General features: G+C 62.0%; 24 protein-coding genes. 10 read left to right on the forward strand and 14 right to left on the reverse strand.

Annotation, left to right across the window (positions count from 1 at the left end; all coding sequences use genetic code 11):
• Positions 1 to 38: 38 nt before the first annotated feature.
• On the reverse strand, positions 39 to 1,700 hold the full coding sequence (locus EDE05_RS05960) for an alpha-glucosidase family protein (protein ID WP_132409141.1): 1,662 nt from the start codon (positions 1,698 to 1,700) through the stop codon (positions 39 to 41).
• A 142-nt stretch (positions 1,701 to 1,842) separates the two neighbouring features.
• Here EDE05_RS05960 and EDE05_RS05965 point away from each other — a divergent pair, with 142 nt between their 5' ends.
• A complete protein-coding gene (locus tag EDE05_RS05965) occupies positions 1,843 to 2,757 on the forward strand; it encodes a sugar kinase (protein WP_132409327.1) in 915 nt (304 codons plus the stop codon).
• A 15-nt stretch (positions 2,758 to 2,772) separates the two neighbouring features.
• Here EDE05_RS05965 and EDE05_RS05970 read toward each other — a convergent pair whose 3' ends face one another.
• Positions 2,773 to 3,651, reverse strand: a complete 879-nt coding sequence (locus tag EDE05_RS05970) for a hypothetical protein (RefSeq protein ID WP_348631301.1) — start codon at positions 3,649 to 3,651, stop codon at positions 2,773 to 2,775.
• A 159-nt stretch (positions 3,652 to 3,810) separates the two neighbouring features.
• Here EDE05_RS05970 and EDE05_RS05975 point away from each other — a divergent pair, with 159 nt between their 5' ends.
• A complete protein-coding gene (locus EDE05_RS05975; RefSeq protein WP_132409143.1) occupies positions 3,811 to 4,875 on the forward strand; it encodes a glycosyltransferase family 1 protein in 1,065 nt (354 codons plus the stop codon).
• Between the two features lie 16 nt (positions 4,876 to 4,891).
• Here EDE05_RS05975 and der read toward each other — a convergent pair whose 3' ends face one another.
• Together der and EDE05_RS05985 are read right to left on the reverse strand one after the other, a co-directional pair.
• Positions 4,892 to 6,325: a ribosome biogenesis GTPase Der gene (gene der / locus EDE05_RS05980; RefSeq protein ID WP_105374027.1), complete on the reverse strand. Its 1,434-nt coding sequence runs from the start codon at positions 6,323 to 6,325 to the stop codon at positions 4,892 to 4,894.
• A 31-nt stretch (positions 6,326 to 6,356) separates the two neighbouring features.
• Entirely contained in the window at positions 6,357 to 7,031 is a 675-nt protein-coding gene (locus EDE05_RS05985) for a tetratricopeptide repeat protein (protein WP_105374026.1), read from the reverse strand.
• Between the two features lie 208 nt (positions 7,032 to 7,239).
• Between EDE05_RS05985 and EDE05_RS05990 the strand changes: the two genes are divergently transcribed.
• Positions 7,240 to 8,226, forward strand: a complete 987-nt coding sequence (locus EDE05_RS05990) for a polysaccharide deacetylase (RefSeq protein WP_132409145.1) — start codon at positions 7,240 to 7,242, stop codon at positions 8,224 to 8,226.
• 381 nt (positions 8,227 to 8,607) lie between these two features.
• Here the strand turns inward: EDE05_RS05990 and sbmA are convergent, their stop codons facing one another.
• Positions 8,608 to 9,888 (reverse strand): peptide antibiotic transporter SbmA, encoded by a 1,281-nt coding sequence (gene sbmA, locus EDE05_RS05995; protein ID WP_132409147.1) that lies wholly within the window; start codon positions 9,886 to 9,888, stop codon positions 8,608 to 8,610.
• 129 nt (positions 9,889 to 10,017) lie between these two features.
• On the reverse strand, positions 10,018 to 11,193 hold the full coding sequence (locus EDE05_RS06000) for a YbfB/YjiJ family MFS transporter (protein ID WP_132409149.1): 1,176 nt from the start codon (positions 11,191 to 11,193) through the stop codon (positions 10,018 to 10,020).
• Between the two features lie 194 nt (positions 11,194 to 11,387).
• Here EDE05_RS06000 and EDE05_RS06005 point away from each other — a divergent pair, with 194 nt between their 5' ends.
• Positions 11,388 to 11,603 carry a hypothetical protein gene (locus EDE05_RS06005; RefSeq protein ID WP_105374022.1) on the forward strand — a complete coding sequence of 72 codons (216 nt, stop codon included), beginning with the start codon at positions 11,388 to 11,390 and terminating at the stop codon, positions 11,601 to 11,603.
• 3 nt (positions 11,604 to 11,606) lie between these two features.
• Here the strand turns inward: EDE05_RS06005 and map are convergent, their stop codons facing one another.
• The 5 genes from map to EDE05_RS06030 all read right to left on the reverse strand — a co-directional run bounded on the left by map (position 11,607) and on the right by EDE05_RS06030 (position 16,183).
• Positions 11,607 to 12,362, reverse strand: a complete 756-nt coding sequence (gene map / locus EDE05_RS06010) for a type I methionyl aminopeptidase (RefSeq protein ID WP_132409151.1) — start codon at positions 12,360 to 12,362, stop codon at positions 11,607 to 11,609.
• A 25-nt stretch (positions 12,363 to 12,387) separates the two neighbouring features.
• Entirely contained in the window at positions 12,388 to 13,470 is a 1,083-nt protein-coding gene (locus EDE05_RS06015) for an LLM class flavin-dependent oxidoreductase (protein WP_132409153.1), read from the reverse strand.
• 113 nt (positions 13,471 to 13,583) lie between these two features.
• Positions 13,584 to 13,946: a response regulator gene (locus EDE05_RS06020; RefSeq protein ID WP_132409155.1), complete on the reverse strand. Its 363-nt coding sequence runs from the start codon at positions 13,944 to 13,946 to the stop codon at positions 13,584 to 13,586.
• Between the two features lies 1 nt (position 13,947).
• Complete coding sequence (locus tag EDE05_RS06025) at positions 13,948 to 15,417, reverse strand: HWE histidine kinase domain-containing protein (RefSeq protein ID WP_245505071.1); 1,470 nt, start codon at positions 15,415 to 15,417, stop codon at positions 13,948 to 13,950.
• Positions 15,418 to 15,712: 295 nt separating this feature from the next.
• Entirely contained in the window at positions 15,713 to 16,183 is a 471-nt protein-coding gene (locus EDE05_RS06030; RefSeq protein ID WP_132409157.1) for an SRPBCC family protein, read from the reverse strand.
• 241 nt (positions 16,184 to 16,424) lie between these two features.
• Between EDE05_RS06030 and EDE05_RS06035 the strand changes: the two genes are divergently transcribed.
• Complete coding sequence (locus tag EDE05_RS06035) at positions 16,425 to 16,676, forward strand: DUF1127 domain-containing protein (protein WP_132409159.1); 252 nt, start codon at positions 16,425 to 16,427, stop codon at positions 16,674 to 16,676.
• 21 nt (positions 16,677 to 16,697) lie between these two features.
• On the opposite strand, the gene EDE05_RS06040 is transcribed toward EDE05_RS06035, so the two are convergent.
• From EDE05_RS06040 to EDE05_RS06050, 3 genes are all read right to left on the reverse strand, one after another.
• On the reverse strand, positions 16,698 to 17,951 hold the full coding sequence (locus EDE05_RS06040; RefSeq protein WP_132409161.1) for an RNA polymerase sigma factor: 1,254 nt from the start codon (positions 17,949 to 17,951) through the stop codon (positions 16,698 to 16,700).
• Positions 17,948 to 18,322, reverse strand: a complete 375-nt coding sequence (locus EDE05_RS06045; protein ID WP_105374016.1) for a YciI family protein — start codon at positions 18,320 to 18,322, stop codon at positions 17,948 to 17,950. The genes EDE05_RS06040 and EDE05_RS06045 overlap by 4 nt, the downstream gene beginning before the upstream one ends.
• A gap of 75 nt (positions 18,323 to 18,397) precedes the next feature.
• The gene (locus EDE05_RS06050; protein WP_132409163.1) at positions 18,398 to 19,261 is read right to left on the reverse strand and encodes a helix-turn-helix domain-containing protein; all 864 of its coding nucleotides are present in this window, start codon (positions 19,259 to 19,261) and stop codon (positions 18,398 to 18,400) included.
• Between the two features lie 136 nt (positions 19,262 to 19,397).
• On the opposite strand from EDE05_RS06050, the gene EDE05_RS06055 reads away from it, so the two are divergent.
• The 5 genes from EDE05_RS06055 to EDE05_RS06075 all read left to right on the forward strand — a co-directional run bounded on the left by EDE05_RS06055 (position 19,398) and on the right by EDE05_RS06075 (position 22,790).
• Positions 19,398 to 20,237: an N-acyl homoserine lactonase family protein gene (locus tag EDE05_RS06055; RefSeq protein WP_132409165.1), complete on the forward strand. Its 840-nt coding sequence runs from the start codon at positions 19,398 to 19,400 to the stop codon at positions 20,235 to 20,237.
• Positions 20,238 to 20,326: 89 nt separating this feature from the next.
• Positions 20,327 to 21,031 carry a glutathione S-transferase N-terminal domain-containing protein gene (locus EDE05_RS06060; RefSeq protein WP_132409167.1) on the forward strand — a complete coding sequence of 235 codons (705 nt, stop codon included), beginning with the start codon at positions 20,327 to 20,329 and terminating at the stop codon, positions 21,029 to 21,031.
• 42 nt (positions 21,032 to 21,073) lie between these two features.
• Positions 21,074 to 21,529, forward strand: coding sequence for a GFA family protein (locus EDE05_RS06065; RefSeq protein ID WP_132409169.1), 456 nt, complete (start codon positions 21,074 to 21,076; stop codon positions 21,527 to 21,529).
• A gap of 94 nt (positions 21,530 to 21,623) precedes the next feature.
• Positions 21,624 to 22,055: a glyoxalase/bleomycin resistance/extradiol dioxygenase family protein gene (locus EDE05_RS06070; RefSeq protein ID WP_132409171.1), complete on the forward strand. Its 432-nt coding sequence runs from the start codon at positions 21,624 to 21,626 to the stop codon at positions 22,053 to 22,055.
• Positions 22,056 to 22,295: 240 nt separating this feature from the next.
• On the forward strand, positions 22,296 to 22,790 hold the full coding sequence (locus EDE05_RS06075) for an invasion associated locus B family protein (protein WP_348631497.1): 495 nt from the start codon (positions 22,296 to 22,298) through the stop codon (positions 22,788 to 22,790).
• The last annotated feature ends 18 nt before the right edge of the window (positions 22,791 to 22,808 follow it).

Here is a 22,808-nt window from a genome sequence, read left to right on the forward strand (position 1 = left end):
CTGCCGGGGCCTGAGGTACGGCCCTACTCGGGCCATCCTCACACCCTGGCGCAGAACACGTCCAGCGCATCGAGCTTCACCACACCCTTGACGAGCCGGGAGGAAAAGCCCGGCAAGGACACCGGTAGGCAGTCGCCGAGCCGCTTTGGCAGTGTGAAATCTTGCGCCTCGCGAGTGAGATTGAAGACGAAAAACAGCTTTTCGCCGCCCTTCTCACGCACGAAAGCCAGAAGGTCCTGGTTGGTATCGAGGAAGGTCATGTCGCCGTCGACCAGCGGCGGATGAGCCTTGCGGAAGGTGAGCGCCGCCCGATAGTGGTTGAGGACCGAATCCGCCAGCTTCTCTTGGATATCGACTGCGCGGGCGGCGTGTTCGCTTGGGACCGGCAACCAGGTCTTTGGCCCTTCGGTGAACCCGGCATGCGGCACGCTGGCCTCCCAGACCATCGGCGTGCGGCATCCGTCTCGGCCCTTGAAGGCCGGCCAGAAGCGGATGCCGTAGGGATCGCGAAGGTCTTCGTAGGCGAGTTCCGCCTCCGTCAGGCCCAGTTCTTCGCCCTGATAGAGGCAGATCGAGCCGCGCAGCATCGAAAGAAGCGTGATCGACAGTTTCGCCACCCGGTCCCGCTCCTGGGCGTCCTCGGTGAAGCGGGTCACGTGCCGTACCACGTCATGGTTCGAAAAGGCCCAGCAGACCCAGCCGTTGCTGACGGTGTCCGCCACCGTCGTCATTACCTTGCGGATGTAGCTCGCCTCGAAAGCCGGCCCCAGCAAATCGAAGGTGTAGCACATATGCAGCTTGTCGTTGCCGGTGGTGTAGAGCGCCAGCGTCGAGAGAGACCGCGGCCCGTCACCCACCTCGCCGACGGTCGCCCGGTTGTCATAGCTGTCGAGCAGCGCCCTCAGCCTCTTCAGGAAGCCGATATTCTCCGGCTGCGTCTTGTCGTAGAGATGGTTCTGCATGGAATAGGGATTGGTGTCGGTTTCCATGCCCGCGCCGTCGGTGTCATAGATCATCGGCGGATTGTTGCGGAGCTGCTTGTCGTGGAAATAGTAGTTCACCGTGTCGAGCCGGAAGCCGTCCACTCCGCGGTCGAGCCAGAACCTTACGGTATCCAGCACCGCCTGTTGGACCTCCGGATTGTGGAAGTTGAGGTCCGGCTGCGAGATTAGGAAGTTGTGCATGTAATATTGTTTGCGCACGCCGTCCCACTCCCAGGCCGGCCCGCCGAAGATCGACAGCCAGTTGGTCGGCACCGTTCCGTCGGGCTTCGGATTGGCCCAGACATACCAGTCAGCTTTCGGGTTGGTGCGGCTCGACCGGCTCTCGACGAACCACGGGTGACGGTCGGAGGTGTGGGAAATCACCTGGTCGATGATGACCTTCAAGCCGAGCCGATGCGCCTCCGCCATCATCTCGTCGAAGTCGGCCAGCGTCCCGAACATCGGATCCACATTGCAGTAGTCCGAAACATCGTACCCCATGTCGGCCATGGGCGACGTAAAGAAAGGCGACAGCCATATCGCATCGACGCCGAGCGAGGCGACATGCGGCAGGCGTGCGGTGATCCCCTTGATGTCGCCAAGCCCGTCGCCGGTCGTGTCCTGGAAGGATCGCGGATAGATCTGATAGATCACCGCGCCGCGCCACCAGTTCGCCCCCTGATCGTCCGTGGCCGCCTTCGCCGTTTCCGTCGCCATGCCTCGACTCTCCTCTGTCTGTCGTCCCACGCAACCTAGAGCCGCCGACGTAAAAGACAACGCAAAAGCAAGGGCCTGACTGCTCTTGCCATGACCCCAAGTTCGGCCTATGCGATTTGTCCGAGGATACGGAGGGATGACTTTGGGCGGGCGGCTTCTTTCGATCGGCGAATGCATGGTGGAACTGTCGCAGGCAGGCGAAGGTTTGTTGCGCAAGGGTTTTGCTGGCGACACCTTCAACACGGCGTGGTATGCCCGCGCCTGCCTGACCGCCGAATGGCAGGTCGATTATTTCACCGCCGTCGGCGACGATCCGCTTTCGTCGGACATGCTGACGATGATGAAGGAAGCGGGCATCGGCACCGGCTATATCCGCCGCATAGAAGGCAAGACGCCCGGTCTCTATCTCATCACCTTGAAAAACGGGGAGCGCACCTTCAGCTACTGGCGCGATACCGCCGCCGCCAGAAAGCTCGCCGACGACGCCGACCATTTGCGAAACGCGGTCGAGGCAGCCGATATCGTTTATTTCTCCGGCATCACGCTCGGCATTCTGGCGCCCGAAGCCGTCGAGACGCTGCTTTCCGAATTGCGCCGCGCCAAGGCGGCGGGCAAGACCGTCGCATTCGACCCGAACATCCGTCCCCGCCTCTGGCCGAACAAGGATTATATGCTGAGGACGATCGAGGCAGGCGCCCGCGCCGCCACCCTCGTCCTGCCGAGCTTCGATGACGAGGCCGCCCATTTCGGCGATCAGACCGTTGCCGACACCATCGCCCGCTACCGTGCGCTGGGCGTCGAAAACGTCGTGGTGAAGAATGGTGCGGAAGGGGCGACCTTGAGCTTCGGCGGCGCCGATGCGGTCCATGTGCCGGCCGTCAAGACGACGGAAGTCATCGATACGACGAGTGCCGGCGACAGTTTCAACGGGGCTTTCCTCTCGGCTCTGGTGCGGGGAGCCTCGCCCGCCGACGCGGCCGCCTACGGCGCGGCAGTCGCCTCCATCGTCATCGGCCACCACGGCGCACTGATCAGCCCGGCCCTGCTGCCCGGCTGATCAGTTCTCGGCGGCTCAAGAGTTCGGAAACCCGAGCCAGGGCTCGAGCGCTTCGAAAGCCTCGTCCATTCGGTAGGCGGTGGTAAAGGGAACCGACAGGTGGCCGTACCAGAAGGACATCTGCCCCTCCGCCTTCTCCTCGCCCTGCTTGGCAACGGCCGCCAGATAGAGGGCTGAGGCAAGGCTGCTGCGGTCGGCCCCTTCGTCGCAATGGATCAGCAAGGGTTTTTCCGCCCGCCGCATCAGGGCGATCAGTTCCTGCGCTTCCGGTTGCGAAAGATCGCGGTTTTCGGACATCTGGAAGTCGTAGTGGGCGATCCCGAGGGATCGAGAGGCCGACACCTCGGCGTCGTACCAGGTCCGGCCGTGATTGGCACCGCGAAGGTTGATGACCGAACGGATGCCATGTTCGCTGGCATAGCGGACCACATCTTCTCCGGTCGGCTGGGCGGATCGGTAAAGCTCCGCCGCAATGACGGGGTGGAAATTGCCGGAAATCTTGAGATAGGTGAGGAAACTGCCCGCCAGCAACGCCAGGATGCCGAGAGCGCCAATGCCATTCATCAGGCGCCGGCTGCGGGCGAGGCCGTTCATCCCGTTCAAAGCGCCAAAGAGCACGCCCGAGATCCCCCTGTAAGCGCCCGCATCGGGGCGGCCGTCCTCCGCGAAGAACATCGTGCCTGCGCCGACATCGGTTAAAACCAACCTTTCCGGCTGGCCGGCCGGATTACGGCTGACCAGCAGCAATCCCGCCTCCTCCGCCTGCGTGATCAGGCTTACATCGATCGGGGTCAGGTCGTCGGCAGCAACCGGCAGGCTGCCCGCTGCGAGCTTCAGGGCCAGCACCAGGCTCGGCAGGTCGACGGTCTCGATTTTGGTGTATCGGCTGATCATGGGGATGTTGAGCCCGGCAAAATGGTCGGAAATGTGTCGTAGAGGACTACTCTACCTGTCCAGAGTGACATGCTTCTGTTACATTTTTTTAAGATAGATGACCGAACACGCTAAGCGGCATCCGAGTCGCCGGCGAGCGGCAATCGGGTCGGCAATCGAATGACCAGAATCACTATCGTGACGGATGCCTGGTATCCTCAGGTGAATGGCGTCGTCCGCTCCATCGAGAACACCAATCGGGAACTTGCCCGCATGGATGTCGAGGTGGTGATGGTCACGCCGCAGGATTTCACCAACATCCCCTGCCCGACCTATCCCGAGATCCGGCTCTCGCTGGCGACCTATGGCCAGGTGGCGGCCGCGATCGAAGCCTCGCAGCCGACCGCCGTGCATATCGCCACGGAAGGACCGCTCGGCCTGCTCGCCCGGCGCTGGTGCCTCAAGAACCGGGTACCCTTTTCGACCAGCTACCACACCCGTTTTCCGGAATATGTCGCCGCCCGTTTCCCGGTGCCGCTCCGCTGGCTGCATGCCTTCGTGCGCTGGTTCCACAATGCCGGCAATGGCTGCATGGTGGCGACCGCCAGCCTGGAGCGGGAACTGGGCAAGCTCGGCATCAAGAACCTGCTCCGCTGGAGCCGCGGCATCGACCAGACGGTCTTTCACCCGATGGTACTCGACGAGCGCCCGTTCGACCTGCCGCGGCCTATCTTCATGACAGTCGGACGCGTCGCCGTGGAAAAGAACCTGCCGGCCTTCCTCGATCTGGACCTCCCCGGCTCCAAGGTTGTCGTCGGGGATGGCCCGGCCCGTGCCGAACTCGAAAAGCGCTACCCGAACGTCCTTTTCACCGGCATGAAGACCGGAGAGGATCTCGCCCGCGCCTATGCCCAGGCCGATGTCTTCGTTTTCCCGTCCAGGACAGATACCTTCGGCAACACCATTCTCGAGGCGCTGGCGAGCGGTGTGCCGGTCGCCGCCTACCCGGTCACCGGGCCGGTCGACATCATCGAGGAAGGGTCCGGTGCCGGCGCGCTGAATGAGGACCTGCGGGAAGCATGTCTCGCCGCGCTGAAATGCTCGCGGGAGAACGCTCAAAAGCTCGCCCGCAATTTCACCTGGGAGGCTGCGTCAAGGCAGTTCCTCAACAACGTATTGACGGCGCAGGGCCGCCGCCCGGCTTTGCCCGGGCCCACGAAGGGTGTCAGCCCCTCGGCAGTGTGACCGGGAGGTTGGTCATCTACCGCTTCTTTTTCCGGCCTTCGAACGGGTTTTCGCCCGCCTTGAAATGAATGCGGATCGGCACGCCGGGCATCTGGAAATCGTTGCGCAGCCCGTTGATCAGGTAGCGCACATAACTTTCCGGAAGCGCGTCGGGTCTGGTGCAGGACACCATGAAGGCCGGCGGGCGGGCTTTTACCTGGGTCATGTATTTGAGCCTCAGGCGGCGCCCGGAGACGGCCGGTGGCGGATGCTGGATCTGCACCCCATCCAGCCAGCGATTGAGCCTTGCGGTGGAAATGCGCTTGTTCCACACCCGGTCGGTGTCGATGATGTTCTGCATCAGCTTGTCGAGCCCGTAGCCTGTCTGGCCCGAGATCGGCACCGCACGGATACCGCGCGCCTGCGGCAACAGGCGCTCGGTCTTTTCGCGAAGATCGGCCAGCACCGCCTGCGGATCCTCCACGAGATCCCACTTGTTGAAGGCGAGCACCGCGGCGCGCCCTTCGCGCAGCACCAGATCGGCGATCTGCAGGTCCTGCTTTTCGAAGGGGATCGTCGCGTCGAAGACGATCACCACTGTCTCGGCAAAGCGGATGGCGCGCAGCGCATCGGCAACGGAGAGTTTTTCGAGCTTTTCCTGAACCCTTGCCTTGCGGCGCATGCCCGCGGTGTCGAACATCTTGATGGTGCGGCCGCGCCAATCCCATTCGACCGAGATCGAATCGCGCGTGATGCCGGCTTCCGGGCCGGTCAGCAGCCGGTCTTCGCCGAGAAAGCGGTTGATCAGCGTCGATTTGCCAGCATTCGGCCGTCCGACGATCGCCACGCGAAGCGGCTTCGTCTCGTCGTAGGCCGGTTCGATGTCCTCGTCCGCCTCGCCGTCGGCGCCGACTTCGGACTGAGAAACGTCGACATCGGTCTCGGCCTCGAAATCATCGTCGGGAAAGGCCCTGTCCTCGCCGAGCGCCTCGACGATTGCGTCGCGCAGGTCGATCATCCCCTCGCCGTGCTCGGCGGAAATCGGCACGGGTTCGCCGAGGCCCAGCGTGAAGGCGTCGTAGAAACCGGCATCCGAGCCGCGCGCTTCCGACTTGTTGGCAACCAGCACGACAGGTTTGCCGCTGCGGCGCAGGAGCTCGCCGAACGTCTTGTCGAGCGGCGTCAGGCCGGATTTGGCATCGACCACGAAGAGCGTCAGATCGGCGTCTTCGATCGCCGCCTCTGTCTGGGCGCGCATCCGGCCTTCCAGCGTCGTGGGTCCGGCCTCTTCGAGACCGGCGGTGTCGATGATCGTGAACCTGAGGTCCACGAGCTTGGCGTCGCCCGGACGGCGGTCACGGGTAACCCCCGGCGTGTCGTCGACAAGCGCCAGCTTCTTGCCCACCAGCCGGTTGAAGAGCGTGGACTTTCCGACATTCGGGCGTCCGACGATGGCGACGGTGAAGCTCATCTTTTTTCCTTAGACCTCGACCGGCAGAAAGTTAGGGCGCCTTGCCGGAAGAGGCGATATTGTCGAGCATGATCTGCGCGCGATTTGCGATATTGCGCGGCGCGGCGGTGTCCTTGGTAATCTGCTGGAACCATTCCTTGGCTTTTGCCATGTCGCCGGCCTTGTAGGCGGCAAGCCCGAGCGCCTCGCGGGCGGAATTGGCGAGCGGATTGCCCGGATTGGCCGTTGCCTGCACTTCGGCGGCGACCTGATCGTAGGTACCGGTGTCGATCAGCAGCCAGGCGGCGCGCATCTTGGCAAGATCGCGGACGGCCTGCGGTGCGGCGGCTTCCTTGCCGATCTCGGAAAATTCGGCGATCGCGCCGGCCGTGTCGCCCTTGGCCTGCTTGACCGAGGCGGCACGCATCCGGGCGAGGACGGGATAGGCGCCGGTGCCATCCTTTTCCAGCGCCTCGAATGCCGAAAGCGCCTCGTCCAGCTTGTTGTCTTCGGCAAGCTTCAAGGCTGCCAGGAACTGGTCGCCGGACTTCGAAGACGTGTGGGTATCATACCATTCGTAAAGCACGCTGGCGGTCGTGCCGCCGATGATCAGCACGATAATCGCGATTACCAGCGAGCGGTAACGGCTCCAGGCATACTTCATCTGGTCGGAGCGGAGCTCCTCGTTCACCTCGCGGATAAAACTGTCGTCGTCGTGCTGCGCCATCAAAGTCTCCGGCCAAAGCGGCCTCAATCTCCATAAGAAAGCGCCTTCTAGCCTATTTTCCCTGAGATGTAAGGCCCCTCTCACGATTCTGACAAAGCTTGTTAACGGCTCTGAGGCATCAATCTCGCTTTCGTGCCGCGCCTCCCCAGCTTCGCCTTATTCGCCAACCACAACACCCGCTTCCTTTATTTCCGATTCAGGTTCGTTGATGCGTCCGTTTGCCCTTCCCCTCGCGCTTTGCCTTTCGCTCGTCCCTGCGATGTCGCACGCCGTCGAAAAGCCGAAGCAGCTGGTGATGATTTCCTTCGACGGAGCCGGCGCCAACCATCTCTGGCAAAGGAGCCGCGATCTCGCGAGCCGCGTCGACGCCCATTTCACCTACTTCCTCTCCTGCACACTGGTTATCGAGCGGGCGAAGGCGAGAAGTTATCAAGGCCCGGGCCAGAAGCCCGGCAGATCCAATATAGGCTTCGCCCAGACGGCTTCGGAGGCACGCGAGCGGCTCGGCCATATCTGGCAGGCGCATCTCGAAGGTCATGAGATATCGAGTCATACCTGCGGCCACTTTGACGGCGGAGACTGGACGGCCGCCGACTGGGCAAGCGAATTCAGAAGCTTTGAGGACGTGCTGGCCGGTGCCTGGAAAATGGCTGGCGCCGAGGCCGAGGAGCCGCCCGGCTGGAAGGAATTCGTCGCAAACGGCATCGGCGGTTTTCGCGCGCCCTACTTCTCGACGGGTCCGGGCATGGTGGAAGCGGAAAAACAGGCCGGCATCCGGTATGACGCAAGCCTGGTGACCAAAGGGCCAATGTGGCCGGAGGAAAAGAACGGGCTCATCCGCTTCGGTCTGCCGCTGATCCCGGAAGGCCCGTCGAACCGGCCGATCATCGCCATGGACTACAATCTCTTCATCCGTCATTCGGGCGGCCTCGACAATCCGAGCCGAAGTGCCGAATTCGAGGAACGCGCCTATTCCGCCTTCCGGGCCGCTTTCGACAGGCAGTATGACGGAGGCCGCATTCCGCTCCAGATCGGCCTGCATTTCGTGGAAATGAATGGCGGCGCCTATTGGCGGGCCATGGAGCGGCTGGTGACGGAGGTCTGCGGAAAAGAAGATGTTGCCTGCGTGAGTTATTCGGAAGCGATCGACATGCTGAAGGATCGGGAGAGGCCGAAGGAAACGTCGGGACTGTAGAGATAACCCTGCCGGCCTGCCGGGGACGATTCGCCCTGCTGCGAAAAATATCCGCTCCTGGTTTCAACCGTTTATCTTCGCTCATATCCCCATCTCATCCCCGCGTTCCGAAGCCAAGCCATAATTCTCATCGTCATCGGACGGGAAACCGGGTTCGCGAACCGGCCTCCTCCTCTGGGTTCGAAACTCGGTTTCCGGTGATGGTCGTGGAAGTGGCCGAAGAGGGCTGGGAAATCCTCTGAAAACCATGAAAACGGTCGGGGCAGGTGGAAAGCCTGATACCAATACCCCTGAAATGCCCGCCTGCCCCAGTCCCAAGCAAAACCGCGCCGGAGTGACGATCCGGCGCGGCCAAATGTGCTGAGTTGAATTCCGAAAAAGTCAGTACGGCCGGTCGGCAGCGAGTTCGCCCCCTTCTGCTTCACGCTCGAGATAGTGCTGGTCGATCTCCGGCAGTGGCTTGTCGTCGATTGCCGCCTCGAAGGCTACGAGACGTTTGTGGATGGACAGAAGCTCGATGATCGTGGACCAGTAACTGACGAGATACTGGAAGGAATTGCTGACCTCGCCGAACGCAGTTGCTATTTGCTGCCAGACCCCCATGGTGATACGGCCAGCGGCGACCGTAGGGATAAGAATGAACGTTAGCAGCGTTGCATCAAGCTGGCCATAAGTGAAGCGCGCTGCGTTGAAGTAGCAATAGTGCCAGTACATCCGAAAATAATTTCGCCGGACATTCACAAATAGTTCTCGTACAGTGACAGGATCCGCGCGATCTGCATAGTCCTCACCATAGACGAGCTCCTTTCGATAGGCCGCCTCCACACGTTGATTTCGGAAGTTCAAGCCTGGAAGCTTAATACCGGCGAACGCAAGCAGCGCCGTACCGAACAGCGACCAACCAATCGCTAGCCAAAACAGCGAATGCGGTACTGCTCCGAGAATCGGCACGTTGCCGACATATTCCGATATCTGAAAAAGCAGCGGAAGGAAGACGACGAGCGTCATGATCGAATTGATGAAGACGACGCCAAGTGTTTCGAGAATGTTGGCAAAGCGCATCGTATCTTCTTGGACACGCTGCGAGGCACCCTCGATATGACGCAGCTTATCCCATTTGGACATGTAGAAGTCGTTCATCGCTGTGCGCCAGCGGAAAACATAGTGGTTGGTAAAGAAGGCGGTGACGACATTGATTACAACCGAAACAATGCCGATTTCAAAGAAGTACCATTGCAAGCTCCAGAGTGCTTCGGCGGTGACACTCTTGTCGCCGGAAAGACCTTTCTGGAAAAGGTCGAAGAAGGGGCCACGCCAGTTGTTCAGAGCTACCTGCAACTGCACCGCGAAATAAGCGATGAAGATGATGAAGGCAGACCCCCAAATCGACCAGTTGGTCCAAGGATGATCGCGCTCGATGGCTTTCCAAGCGAGCCCGAAAACTAGCACGAAAAGGAAGAAGTAGAGATAGAACCAGAGATTGTCCCGAGAGAAGAAGTAGGCCAGCCCGAGAGGCGCTTTCTCGCCCGGAGCAAGCGGCGGCAAACCCACCGCAGCTCCCATCTGCGGCCCTACCGTGTACCAGACGAGGATGCAAACGAGCGTCCAGATGGCAGCGGATGTGAAAAATAACTTCGGTCGGGGAAAGAACGAATGGAACACGGAGCTTTGGCTTTCCTGAGTTCGAGATCTGTGACGGTCGGGAACGACTGTAGAGCGCGAAACTAAGGCAGTTCCAAGAATGCGGCAATGGCCGCAATCGATGCTTACACAATTGTAACCACGGGATTATTAGCTCCGTGCCCGTGCAACCGGCAATGCGAGCAGGAGGCAGACGACAAGGGCGGCTGCCGCAAGAATGGTCGGGAGCGTAAAGCTGCCGCTTCGCTCCGCCACCCAGCCTGCCACCAGCGGGCCGATGATCTGGCCGGTGCCGAAGGCCGCGGTCATGAAGGCGAGCGCCCGGCGCGGGCTGTCCGGCGACAGCGAGCGAGCGATCTGCAGCCCGTAAGCTGTCACCACCATGAAGGTTGCGCCGAGCAGAAGCCCGCCGGCGAGCGCGCCCGCCGTCGACGGCAGCAGGACGGAACCGAGCACCCCGACTGCCTGCAGCCCGAGCGCCGCGACATAGGCCAGCCCCAGTCGGTATCGCCGCACGGCCGGGCGCCAGAGAAGAAGCGAGACCGCCGCAGCCGTGCCGGTCAGGAACCAGGCGAGGAATTCCACGACCGGGCCGGCCTCCCCCATACGTGCGATCGCCACGAGAAAGGTCGCGGTGATGACATATCCAAAGCCGAACAATCCATAGGAGACAGTGAGAAGGACGAGCGGCAAGCGCCAGCGAAGCGGCGGCTCCACAACGGAACCCGCCGCCGATGCCGCCTGCGGCAGCAATCGCGCGACAACGGCCGATATGACGGCAACGATCGCAGCCCCGGCGAGCCAGTTCGCCCGCCAGCCGTGCGACCCGTCACCGGCGAGCGCATTGACGGTGAGCGCAAGCGCCGAGGAAAGCGCGATCCCCGCTCCGACGCCGCCGAAATGCAGGACGTTCACATTGTCCCGGCCGGCCGCATGGGGCAGCACGATCGACGAGGTGAAGATCATCGCAAGGGCGCTTGCGAGACCGGCAAGGAAGCGGATGACGGTGAAGGCGAAGACCGACGTGGTTGCGGCCATCGCCGCGAGCAGAATGGCCGTCGCCAGCAGCCCGCCAAGCGCCACCTGCCGCTCGCGTCCGGCCGCCCAGCCATAGGCCGAGAGGATCGCGCCGGCCAGGTAACCGGCGAAATTGCCCGCCGCGATAAAACCAGCATCGGCTGCCGAAAGCGGAATTCCGCCCATCATGCCGGGCAGGATCGGCGTGTAGAAGAAACGCCCGAACCCCATCGCCGCCGCCATGGCGATGGCGCCGGCAAATCCGATCAAGAGAGGATGGCTGGAATGCTCGGTGTTCTTCTGCAGCATGCTTCGCTTATCGCAGCCGCGGCCCCCCGGTACAAATCAGGAATTGTCATCCCTGCAATCAGACTTGCTGATCACGAATCATCACGCAACTGCCGCGACGATTTGATGCGCCGCAATACGACTTTCGTCTTGTTGCTGTCATGAATGCAAGGCAATCTTAGCGTGTCGTCATATTGCACGGCGGAGGATTGAACATGGACACCGACCTGACCTTATCGGAAGTGCTCGTCGACCCGCTCATCGCGCAGGTCCGCAGGGCCGACCATGTCGGCTATGCCGCCTTTGCACAATTGCTGGAGAGCGCTGCTCGCGTTCACACCCGACAGCGTCTCGGACATCTGAACGAGGAACGTGTCGAGGCCTTCTATCGGCGCGTCGCAGCGATATCCGAACAGAGCGAACTTTCCTAAATCTTACGCCGGAAGCGTCAGGATCATTGGTCCGTTGCGGGTCACCACTACCGTATGCTCGTATTGCACTGTCGGTGCCTTCGGGTCGCTGTAGAGTGTCCAGACGTCGCCGTTGCCGCCGTCCTCGGCCCAGTTGGCGCCGAGCGAAAGGAACGGCTCGACAGTGAGGACCAGCCCCTCCTCCAGGATCCGGTCCTCGTCCGGATCCGGCCAGGTCGGAACTTCCTTCGGCTCCTCGTGCAGCGAGCGGCCGATGCCGTGGCTCGATAGATTGGTGATCAGCGTGTAGCGGTTTTTCTTGGCAAACGCGCCGATGGCATTGCCGATGCCGGCGATCGGCTTGCCGGTTTTCACCTGCTGCAGACCGGTCCAGAGCGCCCGCCGTCCGTCGCGGCAGAGCTTTTCGATCTCGCGCTTCACCGGCGGCACGGCATAGGAAGCCCCGGTATCGCCGAAGAAGCCGTCCTTGACCGCCGAGACGTCGATATTGACGAGATCGCCCGCCTTGATCACCCGGTCGCCCGGAATCCCATGGGCCACTTCCTCGTTGACGCTGATGCAGGTGGCGGCAGGGAACTGGTAGCAGGTCTCCGGCGCCGATTGGGCGCCGGCATTTTCAAGCATCCTGCGGCCGATATCGTCCAGTTCGCGGGTGGTGATCCCCGGCTCCAGCGCCTTGCCCATCGCCTCCATCGCCTGCGCGCAAAGTTTTCCGATCTCCTTCAGCTTCGCGAGTTCGTCTTCGGTGGAAATGACCATGGGTGCCCGTCTTCGTCCTTGTCCGTCAGGCGGCGGGTTTCGCCCCATCGCCGCCGCCCGTCAATTCTTTTCTGACAGCTCCGACCTCTTTTCTGACGATCGGGGCGACTTTCATGCCGTAAAGCTCGATGCCGCGCATCACCTGGTCGTGCGGCATCGGCCCGATCGCCATCTGCAGCAGAAACCGGTCCATGCCGAACACCTTGTGTGCAGCGATGATCTTTTCGGCCACCAACTCCGGCTCGCCGACGAAGAGATTTCCAAGCGGCCCGCGCGACTGGTCGAAATGTGCCCGGCTGGTCGGCCCCCAGCCGCGCTCGCGGCCGATACGGTTCATCACTTCCGCCTGCGGGCCGTAGAACTGCTCGGCCGCCGCCTCCGTCGTATCGGCGATAAAGCCGTGCACGTTGATGCTCGTCTTGAGCTTTGCGGCATCCTGGCCCGCCCGCTGGGCAGCCTCGCGATAGAGGTTGAATAAGGGCGCAAACCGCGGATATTCGCCACCGATTATGGCGACCGCGAGCGGCAGGCCCATGGCCCCTGCCCGCGCCACCGATTGCGGCGTACCGCCCACCGCGATCCAGACCGGCAGCGGATCCTGGAGCGGACGCGGATAGACGCCGCGGCCGTTGATGGCCGGCCGCAGCTGGCCCTCCGACCACGTCACGATCTCCTCATCGCGGATCGCCAGCAACAGATCCAGCTTCTCCGTAAACAACTGGTCGTAGTCGCCGAGGTCATAGCCGAAGAGCGGGAAGGATTCGATGAACGAGCCGCGGCCCGCCATGATCTCCGCCCGGCCGTTCGAAATGAGGTCAAGCGTCGAAAACTGCTGGAAAACCCGCACCGGGTCATCCGAGCTCAGCACCGAAACGGCGCTGGTCAGCCGGATGGTCTTCGTTCGCGCAGCGGCGGCTGCAAGCACCACCGCGGGCGAGGAAACCACGTAATCCGGGCGGTGGTGTTCGCCAAGCCCGAAGACGTCGAGGCCCACCTGATCGGCGAGCTCGATTTCTTCCAGAAGATCCCTGATCCGGCGGGCGCCTTCCGCGCCCTTGTCGAGTGCAGCGGCGTCGACATCGCCGAAGGTGTGCAGTCCGAGTTCCATCGCGAAAAATCCGTTCGTTGATGTCGGTCAGATAGTTATCCGGCCGCCGGCGCGCAAACGCGAAACTTTCGAAGGATCTCTTCGATCGATTGGATAGGTTGTCTGCAGCGCCGTCAGAGGCCGGCCGGCCGGGGAGCCAGCAGTTCGACCGCCCGCCGCAGGTCGTCGATCAGGAACGGCTTGGTGATGACGGGCCATTGCTGATAGCCTGGATCGATGCCGGCAGCACCATATCCGGTCGCGAAAACGAACGGGATGCCGCGGGCGGCGAGGATGTCTGCGACCGGAAACGATTTGTGCCCGTCGAGATTGACGTCGAGTATGGCCAGATCAATGTCGAAGGTCGCCGCCATCTCCTCTGCCTGTTTGAGGCGCATCGCGAGATCGACGACCTCATGGCCGAGCTCGGTCAGCATGTCCTCGACCAGCAGCGAGATGGTCATCTCGTCCTCGACGACAAGAATTCGCAACGTCATCTCAGCGGCTCGCATAAACGGATTCGGATGCGTCGATCCTGCAGACGAAACCATCCGGCAAGAATTCCATCTTGGCCTCTCCACCCACTTCTCTTGCCAGTCCCCGCTCGATCAGTGCCGATCCGAATCCACGCTGATCCGGCGGCTGCACCCTGGGACCGCCCTCCTCGCGCCATTCGATCCGCAGACGCTTTGCGCCGTCCTTCAGGTAGGTGAACCATGAGACGGATACCTTTCCCGAGGAATTCGACCAGGCGCCGTATTTGAGCGCATTGGTGGCCATTTCATGCATGGCGAGCGTCAGGGCAAGCGCGGTCTTCGCCGAAAGCGTGACGTCGTCGCCCTCGATAACGCAGCGGTCCTTCTCCGGGCAATGGGGTCGGACGGCCTGCTCGACGGCACCGCGCAGCGAGGCGCCTGCCCAGCGCTCGCCGGTCAGAAGATCGTTCGCCTGGCCGAGCGCCACTATGCGGGCGGAAAAGCGCATCTGCGCGTCCTTCAGGTCCGTGTTTTTCCGGAAGGTCTGCATGGCGATCGCCTGGATCATGGCCAGGTTGTTCTTGACGCGGTGATTGAGCTCGTGGACGACGAGCTTGAGATGCTCCTCGTTCTGTCGTCGCTGGGTGATGTCGGACGCGGCGCCGAACCATTCCACGATCCGGCCCCTTTCATCGAAGATCGGCACGGCCCGCGACGAGGTCCAGCCGACCGTACCGTCCGCGCGCCGGACGCGGTGTTCGAGCTGGAAGACGCTCTTCGTGCGGATCGCCTCGTCGATCACCGACTGTATGTGTTCCCGGTCCTCGGGGAAAAGATAGAGTTCCTGCCAGGCGATGCGCGGGCTTTCCGTATCGGCGAGAAAGCCCCGGCCGTCGAGCTGGCGCATCTCCTTCCAGTCCGCACTCATGGAATAGACGACATCGGACGTGGCATTGGTAAGAGCCCTGAAGCGCCCCTCGCTCTCGCGAAGCCTGCGTTGCCCCAGGACGCTCTTGGTGGTTTCCACCACGATTGCAATGACGCCGGCGGGTTCGCCACTTTCGTCGAGGACCGGAGAATAGTCCAGGTTCATCCACACCGGCTCCGGCTCGCCGTGACGGACAAGCGTGAGCTTCTGGTTCTCGTAGGAGAGCACGCCGCCGGCCATGCAGATCTTCATCACGTTGTCGTTGAAGTCCGCGACCTCTTCCCAGCCTTCCCGGACCTTCGATCCGAGCAGTTGCGGGTGGCGCTCCCCGGCAAAAACGGAATAGGCGTCGTTATAGATCATGATGCCGTCGGCACCCCACAGAACCACAATGGGCACGGGTGACAGAAGCAGCATGCCGGTCACGGTTCTGAGACTTTGCGGCCAATCCGAAATCGGCCCGAGCGGCGTTTTCGACCAGTCGAAACGCCTGATCAGGTTTCCCATTTCCCCGGTGCCGGAAAAGGCCGGATGTTCGTCTTTCGCCGCCGGATGTGCAACCACGAAGAGCTCCAGATCATTGCGGGAACTGCCTGACGCAGGTTGAAGGCACCACCTGAAATTGTCCTGCACGTCACTATATCACCAGCTGGCCGTTCCGCCTCAAGCAATTTCGATACTGATCTTAGACCATTCACAACTTCAATGATATCGGGCGGAACATCGTCTCGAACAGAACGGCGGCGGGCGACGCTTTCGTGCTTTTTTTCGGAACCCGTTCTGATCTGCTGGCGGGTTACAAAACCATTGAATCGAAAATCGAGGAGATGGCGCCATCTCCCCGATTTGATTCGTTCTTTCAGAAAGTCCTAGCGATCTGGGCGAGCTGATCCGCCACGGTGCCCCAGCCTTCGTGAAAGCCCATTTCCTCATGGGCTTTTTTATCCTCTTCCGTCCAGTGCAGGGCGGTCGCGGTATAGCGGGTGCGGCCGTTGCCAAGGTCCTCGAATTCGACCACTGCCGTCATGAACGGCTTTTCCGACGGCACCCAGGCGCTCGTATAAGCGTCGGTGAAGACCAGTTTCCTGTTCGGCACGACTTCCAGATAGATCCCGTGACTGGGGATCTTCTCGCCGTCCGGACCTTCCATGAGGATGTAACTGGATCCGCCGGGACGCAGGTCGACCCTGGCCTCGGTCACCTTCCACGGCTTCGGGCAGAACCATTCGCCCATTCTCTCCGGTGTGGTCCAGGCCTTGAAAAGCTGTTCGGCCGGCGCGTCGATCTCACGTACGAGCTGCAGGGCGTAAGCGGCGGTATTGGCAGTCATTTTTCCATCTCCCGTGGTTTGAAAGACATCCTATCAGATGTTGCCCCAAGGACGAGCGGCCGAAAGGAAATCCGACAGCACGAGCAAAGATTTCGGGTATTTTTGTCGAGGATATCAAAGAGATCGTCGCGACCGTCGATTTGACGGAAATTTCACGGCCGTCCGCACGCTGGGCAGACGCCGCGATGCAATCCTCCCGCCATCGTAAAATTGACTTGCCGCGTTTTTCGGGAGATCCGCAATGACCAATACCCTGACCACCACCAACACCACCCGCCTCACTCGAGGTCTGATCGATCTCCTGATCGGAGCCACAGGCTTCTGGTTCGGCGAGAAACGCAGGCAGGCAGGCCTTGCGCGAACTCTGAAGGCCCTGCACGAACTCAGCGACGACCAGCTCCGGGACATCGGCATCAACCCGTCGCTTGTTCGCACCGGCCCGCAATTGCGCGTGGACGCGCGGCTCATGACCACCCTGCTCTCGCTTCGCTGACAAGGATGGCGGAGCCTTCCGTCATTCCACCGGCGAAGGAACTGCGCCGAGCTTGTCGATCTGCTGGCGGATATGGGCGCATTCGGCCGCAGAATTGGCGAGCGCGATCGCCCGGTCGAAGGCTTCGCGCGCCTCGGCCTTGCGATCCAGCTGCATCAGGAAGCTGCCGCGCACCCCGTGGAAATAGAAATAGCCGTCGAGCCTTTCGGAGAGCGGAGCGATCAGCTCGAGCGCTTGTTCCGGACCCTCGAGTTTGGAGACGGCGACCGCCCGGTTGAGGGTGACGACAGGCGACGGCCGGAGGCGTTCCAGGAGACCGTAGAGCTGGTTGATCTCCGCCCAATCTGTCTCCTCGGGCCTGGCGGCGCGCGCATGCAGGGCGGAGATCGCCGCCTGCACCTGATAGGGGCCGGGCTGGCGATGGCGGATCGCCTTGTCGAGCAGCACCAGGGCCTCGTTGATCAGCTTGCGGTCCCAGAGAGAGCGATCCTGGTCTTCCAGCAAAATGATCTGGCCTTGTCCATCGAAACGCGCTCCAGCGCGGGAATGCTGCAGCATCATCAGCGCGAGCAGGCCCATGATCTCGAGTTCTGACGGGAAGATGCGCAGGAGCAGCCGGGCGAGCCTGATCGCTTCCTCGCAGAAGGCGGCATTGTCGGGATTGTTGACGCCGGCGGAATATCCCTCGTTGAAGACGAGATAAATCATCGAGGACACGATGCCGAGCCTTCTCGCCCGCTCGGCCGCATCCGGCGTCTCGAAGGGGACGCCCGCTTTTGCGACGCGCGCCTTGGCCCGCGTGATGCGCTGCTCCATCGCCGCCTCGCTGACGAGGAAGGCGCGGGCGATCTGCGGCACGGTGAGCCCAGAAACGATCCGGAGCGCCAGCGCAATCTGCTGGGTATTCGGCAGGTCCGGATGGCAGCAGATGAACATCAGGCGCAGGATGTCGTCCCGATAATTGGAATTGTCGAGCCGGTCGGCGATATCGTCTTCCGCGTCGGAAAGATCGGAGAAGGCTTCCTCCTCCGGCAGTGGATCGTTCTTGGCGCGCTTGCGGACCGCGTCGATGCCGCTGTTGCGGCCGACGAAGATCAGCCAGGCGGTCGGGTCTCGCGGCGCACCCTTTTCCGGCCAGGTCCGGATGGCCCGCAGGCAGGCTTCCTGAAACGCCTCTTCCGCGGTGTCGAGATCGCGGAAATAGCGAAGCAGGGCGCCGAGGGCCTGCGGCCGGGCGGCCGTCAGTGCAAGTTCGATCCACGCGATATCGGTCATGTCTGGATCGCTCCCGGGTAAAAGACGTGGAAGGGCCGGATCTCGTAGGAACTCGAGCCTGGATTGACGCTCGACAGCTGCTTGGCGAAGGCGACCGCCTCGTCGAGTGTTTCGGCGTCCACGGTGTAGAAACCGAGCAGCGCCTCCTTGGTTTCCGCGAACGGGCCGTCGATCACCAGCGGCTCGTCCTTGCCCTTGCGCACGGTCGTCGCGGCGGTCGTCGGCATGAGGCGGGCCACAGGTCCGAGCTTGCCGGCCTGCATCAACGGCTGCTGGACCTCGATAAGCCTGTCCATAACGGCCGCCTCCTCCTCCTTGGACCAGGCAAAGACCGTCTCTTCATGGGCGTAACAAAGGATGGCGTATAACATCTCGGCTTCCTCTCCAGTTGAAGACGAAGGAGTAGCCGCTGATCCGACCGGCCGCAGCAAATTTTTTTGAGAAACCTAGCGCCGCCCCGAGGGGCTTGTTCCAAAACTTTCCCGGAAGCGGCGGGAGAAATGCGAGCGCGAGGAATAACCCGCCGCCTCGGCGGCTGCGAGACTGGATGCACCGGCGGCAAGTGCATTGTGCCCTGCCCGGAGACGCTCGCGACGCAGGATTGTTCGGAAGGAGGTGCCTTCGACGGAAAGACGGCGCCTCAATGTCGAGGCACCGAAACCCAATTCTCTCGCCACCTCAGCAACGCTCCACTGTTCGGAAGGAGCCGTTGCGATCAGCCAGGCGACCTCTTCCGCGACGCTCTGGCGAAACAAGGCGCGCGCTTGCGGCAGCGGCCTCAGGAGTGCAAGGACTTCGGTCATCCTCAGCCGTTTTATCGTCTCGCCAGTGGACTCGTCGGCAATCGACGTTGCCGCATGGCAGAGCGCTTCCACCAGATCTTCGCCGAGCGGCACGCCGAACGAGCCCGCCGCGCGGCCTTCCAGTCTCTCCGCTGCGGAAAGCGGCGTAATCCCTTCCGGCAGGCTCGGCACGTCGAGGCGAAGCGCGACGTAAAGGCCGTTCATCTCGTCGGGAATGTTGAGGACGTCCATCGGCACCCCGGCCGGCAGCACGAAGACCGAGCCCGCCGGAAAGGATTGCGCCCGGTCGCCCAGCCACACGTCCTTCTGACCATAGAGCACGATGCAGATCATCGGACAGTCGAGCTGCAGTGCCGTCATCCGCTCGCGGTCGAAACAGCAATAGGCAAAGAGCTGCCCGCCATAGGGGTGCATCCCCCTGTCAAGCCGGCCGGAAACGACCGGGCGCAGGCGGTCGAGCAGGCGGTGGGAGAGATCGGGAAAACGGTCGCGGATGAAAAGGTTCATGGGCGCACTATAGCGCATCGGGCTATGCAAAAAATATCTCCGCTGAGCGTTTCGGGCTCAAGGCGATGAATTTCCGGCACCAGCGGACCTTCAGGAACGGGCAAAAGGCGGCGGCTTCAACACAGGAGACATTCTCATGAAGACCCTTGCGTCCCTCTTCAGCCTCGGCGCCGCATTGCTGGCGCTGTCCGCCCCGGCCAAGGCAGCAGCCGATCTCGAACTTTGGCGGCTCGACTGCGGCTCCGTCGTGATCAAGGACCTGTCGAGTTTTTCCGATACCTTCAGCTACAAGGGAGAGACCCGCACCCTGACCGCCAGTTGCTACCTAATCCGCCACGGCACCGACTATATGCTCTGGGATGCCGGGCTGCCGGCAGCGTTGATCGGCAAGGCAGCGGATACAAGCCAGGCGATGGCGCCGGCGCTCGCCATCGATATACCGACCCAGCTTGCCAAAATCGGCATCAAGCCGGAGCAGATCGGCATCGTCGGCGTCAGCCACAACCACTTCGACCATATGGGCCAGGCAGCCAGCTTCCCCCAAGCGACGCTGATGATCGGTGCCGGCGACTGGAAGAGCCTGCATGCCGATCCCCCGCCCTTCGCGATGATGTCCGCGCTGGTTCAGCCGTGGATGGACGGAAAGGCCAAGGTCGATCCGGTTACCGGCGATCGCGACGTGTTCGGCGACGGCCAGGTGATGATGCTCGCCATGCCGGGCCACACCGAAGGCGAAACGGCATTGCTGGTAAACCTGCCGCAAACGGGACCGGTGCTGCTGTCCGGCGACGTCGTGCATTTCGAAGAGCAGATCGCCAACCGGGGCGTGCCGCCGTTCAACGTCAACAGGGCCGAAAGCCTCGCCTCGATGGAACGCATGGCTGACATTGCCGAAAAGCTCGATGCAAAGCTGATCGTCCAGCACGATGCGAGCCATATCGGCCGCCTCCCGGCTTTCCCCGCCAGCGCCCGCTAGCGGGAACGCCCTATTCATGAGATCGCCACTGGCGCATCGCGCGCCGGTGGCTATATTCCGCGGGAACAAATTGCAGCCGAGGAACCCGCATGGCCGATCTCTCCGCCTTTCCCATCACCGCGAAATGGCCCGCCCAGAACCCGAACATCCTGCAGCTCTATTCGACGCCGACGCCGAACGGCGTAAAGGTTTCGATCATGCTGGAGGAGATCGGCCTGCCCTACGAGCCGCATTTCATCAATATCGGTGAAAACGAGACCTGGGGACCGGAATATCTGTCTCTCAATCCGAACGGCAAGATCCCGGCGATCATCGATCCGGACGGTCCGGGCGGCAAGCCGCTGGGTCTCTTCGAATCCGGTGCGATCCTGATCTACCTCGCCGAAAAGACTGGCAAGCTGCTGCCCGCCGACCCTGCCAGGCGCTACGAAACCATCCAGTGGGTGATGTTCCAGATGGGCGGTTTGGGGCCGATGTTCGGCCAGCTCGGCTTCTTCCACAAATTCGCCGGCAAGGATTACGAAGACAAGCGCCCGCGCGACCGTTACGTCAAGGAATCGGCCCGCCTCATCCGCGTCATCGAGACCCGGCTCGAAGGCCGCGACTGGATCATGGGCGACGAATACACGATTGCCGATATTTCCATGCTCGGCTGGGTGCGCAACCTGATCGGTTTTTACGGCGCCGGCGAACTGATCGAATACGACCAGCTGAAGCTGGTCCCCAAATGGCTGGAACGCGGCCTTGCCCGGCCCGCGGTTCAGCGGGGCCTGGAAATCCCGAAGCGGCCCTAGGTCTCGCCCACGCACCCAGCCTAGAAAGACATAGAGACTCCCATGACAAAACCCACACTCCCGATCGAAGGTTCATGCCGCTGCGGTCGGGTCCGGCTGAGGATCAGCGCCCAGCCGATCCTCACCATGGCCTGCCATTGCAGCGGCTGCCAGAAGATGAGCGCCAGCGCCTACTCGCTCTCCGCCGCCGTTCCGGCGGAGGGTTTCGAGGTCATCGAGGGCGAGCCGGTGATCGGCGGCCTGCATGGCCCGGACGCACACCACTACCATTGCCCGCACTGCAAGAGCTGGATGTTTACCCGCCCGGAAGGCATGGACTGGTTCGTCAACCTGCGCCCCACCATGCTCGACGACGCAAAATGGTTCTCGCCCTTCATCGAGACCTACACATCCGAAAAGCTGCCCTGGGCGACGACCCCCGCCGTGCATTCCTACGAGACCTTCCCGCCTTTTGAGGCATATGAAGGACTGGTCAGGGAATTCGCGGAAAAAAGCTAAAAAATATCTCAGCCCATTTGTCGGCCTCCACGCATCTCGCTCGTCCTTGGGCAGGTTCAACCCGAACCTCAACCGAACAAGGAGGGAGATTTTCATGGAAGCGGCAGTTCAGACGAATGACAATCCGGCACCCTCGCCCGTCCGCGGCGGGCTTGTGGCCTATCTGCAGGTGGACGGCGCGATGAAGGCGGCGGAGTTCTACAAAAAGGCCTTCGGCGCCACCATCGAGTCCTTCCATCCGGTGGATGAGCAGGGCCGTACGATGCACATCCATCTCTACGTCAACGGCAGCTCGCTGATGTTGTGTGACCCCTTTCCGGACTACGGCCATCCCTTCGAAAAACCGCAGGGTTACACCGTGCTGCTGCCGCTGACGAGCGGGGACATCGATTTCTGGTGGAAGCGTGCCGTGGATGCCGGGCTTGAAATCACCCTCGAGCTGCAGGTGATGTTCTGGGGCGACCGCTACGGCCAGCTCCGCGATCCTTTCGGGGTCAACTGGTCGATGAACGCACCGGTAAAATAACCCCGGTCTGATCAATGAAGGCTCTGAGGGCGGCCGGTTCGGTCGCCCTTTTTCCATTTTGGCGCCGAGCGAACACGATTGGCTCAAACCTTTGTGACCGGAAACGCCTCTGCTTCGACACAAGAATTAACGTCTCGGTAACCGTCCGGACCTTGAATGGGGCCATCCTGAAATGAGGCCCATCTCCAGGCCGAGGACCGGCAGTTCTTGACCTCGGGCCTGTTGCTTTGTGGAGATATCATGCAGATCAAGCCCTTCGCCCTCGCTCTTTCCTTCACTCTCGTCGCAGCTGCCTCCGCGACCGCCCAGCCGACCCGGGTCGCGCAATTCGACGCCTGGGGCGTCTATTCCTATACGGACGCCGGCCAGACGACCTGCTACGCACTCTCGGTGCCTGTGAATGCGGCGCCCCGCGGCGTCGATCATGGGGACAATTTTTTCCTGATCGCGCCCCAGGGCGAGACGGCCTATGCGCCGCAGGTGGTCATGGGCTACCCCCTTCAGGAAGGGTCCGAGATCAGTATCAAGGTAGGGGACGAGGCCTTCCGCCTGCTGCCCGAGGACAAGATCGCCTGGCTGCGCAACAAGGATCGCGAGCCGGTTCTGGTCGACGCCATGCGCGGTGGACGCGACATGACCCTCGAAGCCATTTCCCGCCGCGGCACCAACACCAGCTATTCCTATTCGCTGCGCGGCGTCAGCGCCGCACTCCAGGAAGTGCGCAAATGCCGTTGATCGTCTCTCAGCGCCAAT

Origin of the sequence: Neorhizobium sp. R1-B (assembly GCF_004368875.1) — a bacterium.
In the GTDB taxonomy this organism is placed as follows: domain Bacteria; phylum Pseudomonadota; class Alphaproteobacteria; order Rhizobiales; family Rhizobiaceae; genus Neorhizobium; species Neorhizobium huautlense.

What these genes read in the sequence shown, in the direction of transcription:
- EDE05_RS05960 (WP_132409141.1), bottom strand. Translation starts at nt 1,700, where the DNA reads ATGGCGACGGAAACGGCGAAGGCGGCCACGGACGATCAGGGGGCGAAC.
- EDE05_RS05970 (WP_348631301.1), bottom strand. Translation starts at nt 3,651, where the DNA reads ATGATCAGCCGATACACCAAAATCGAGACCGTCGACCTGCCGAGCCTG.
- EDE05_RS05975 (WP_132409143.1), top strand. Translation starts at nt 3,811, where the DNA reads ATGACCAGAATCACTATCGTGACGGATGCCTGGTATCCTCAGGTGAAT.
- der (WP_105374027.1), bottom strand. Translation starts at nt 6,325, where the DNA reads ATGAGCTTCACCGTCGCCATCGTCGGACGCCCGAATGTCGGAAAGTCC.
- EDE05_RS05985 (WP_105374026.1), bottom strand. Translation starts at nt 7,031, where the DNA reads ATGGCGCAGCACGACGACGACAGTTTTATCCGCGAGGTGAACGAGGAG.
- EDE05_RS05990 (WP_132409145.1), top strand. Translation starts at nt 7,240, where the DNA reads ATGCGTCCGTTTGCCCTTCCCCTCGCGCTTTGCCTTTCGCTCGTCCCT.
- EDE05_RS06000 (WP_132409149.1), bottom strand. Translation starts at nt 11,193, where the DNA reads ATGCTGCAGAAGAACACCGAGCATTCCAGCCATCCTCTCTTGATCGGA.
- EDE05_RS06005 (WP_105374022.1), top strand. Translation starts at nt 11,388, where the DNA reads ATGGACACCGACCTGACCTTATCGGAAGTGCTCGTCGACCCGCTCATC.
- map (WP_132409151.1), bottom strand. Translation starts at nt 12,362, where the DNA reads ATGGTCATTTCCACCGAAGACGAACTCGCGAAGCTGAAGGAGATCGGA.
- EDE05_RS06015 (WP_132409153.1), bottom strand. Translation starts at nt 13,470, where the DNA reads ATGGAACTCGGACTGCACACCTTCGGCGATGTCGACGCCGCTGCACTC.
- EDE05_RS06020 (WP_132409155.1), bottom strand. Translation starts at nt 13,946, where the DNA reads ATGACGTTGCGAATTCTTGTCGTCGAGGACGAGATGACCATCTCGCTG.
- EDE05_RS06030 (WP_132409157.1), bottom strand. Translation starts at nt 16,183, where the DNA reads ATGACTGCCAATACCGCCGCTTACGCCCTGCAGCTCGTACGTGAGATC.
- EDE05_RS06035 (WP_132409159.1), top strand. Translation starts at nt 16,425, where the DNA reads ATGACCAATACCCTGACCACCACCAACACCACCCGCCTCACTCGAGGT.
- EDE05_RS06040 (WP_132409161.1), bottom strand. Translation starts at nt 17,951, where the DNA reads ATGACCGATATCGCGTGGATCGAACTTGCACTGACGGCCGCCCGGCCG.
- EDE05_RS06045 (WP_105374016.1), bottom strand. Translation starts at nt 18,322, where the DNA reads ATGTTATACGCCATCCTTTGTTACGCCCATGAAGAGACGGTCTTTGCC.
- EDE05_RS06050 (WP_132409163.1), bottom strand. Translation starts at nt 19,261, where the DNA reads ATGAACCTTTTCATCCGCGACCGTTTTCCCGATCTCTCCCACCGCCTG.
- EDE05_RS06055 (WP_132409165.1), top strand. Translation starts at nt 19,398, where the DNA reads ATGAAGACCCTTGCGTCCCTCTTCAGCCTCGGCGCCGCATTGCTGGCG.
- EDE05_RS06060 (WP_132409167.1), top strand. Translation starts at nt 20,327, where the DNA reads ATGGCCGATCTCTCCGCCTTTCCCATCACCGCGAAATGGCCCGCCCAG.
- EDE05_RS06065 (WP_132409169.1), top strand. Translation starts at nt 21,074, where the DNA reads ATGACAAAACCCACACTCCCGATCGAAGGTTCATGCCGCTGCGGTCGG.
- EDE05_RS06070 (WP_132409171.1), top strand. Translation starts at nt 21,624, where the DNA reads ATGGAAGCGGCAGTTCAGACGAATGACAATCCGGCACCCTCGCCCGTC.
- EDE05_RS06075 (WP_348631497.1), top strand. Translation starts at nt 22,296, where the DNA reads ATGCAGATCAAGCCCTTCGCCCTCGCTCTTTCCTTCACTCTCGTCGCA.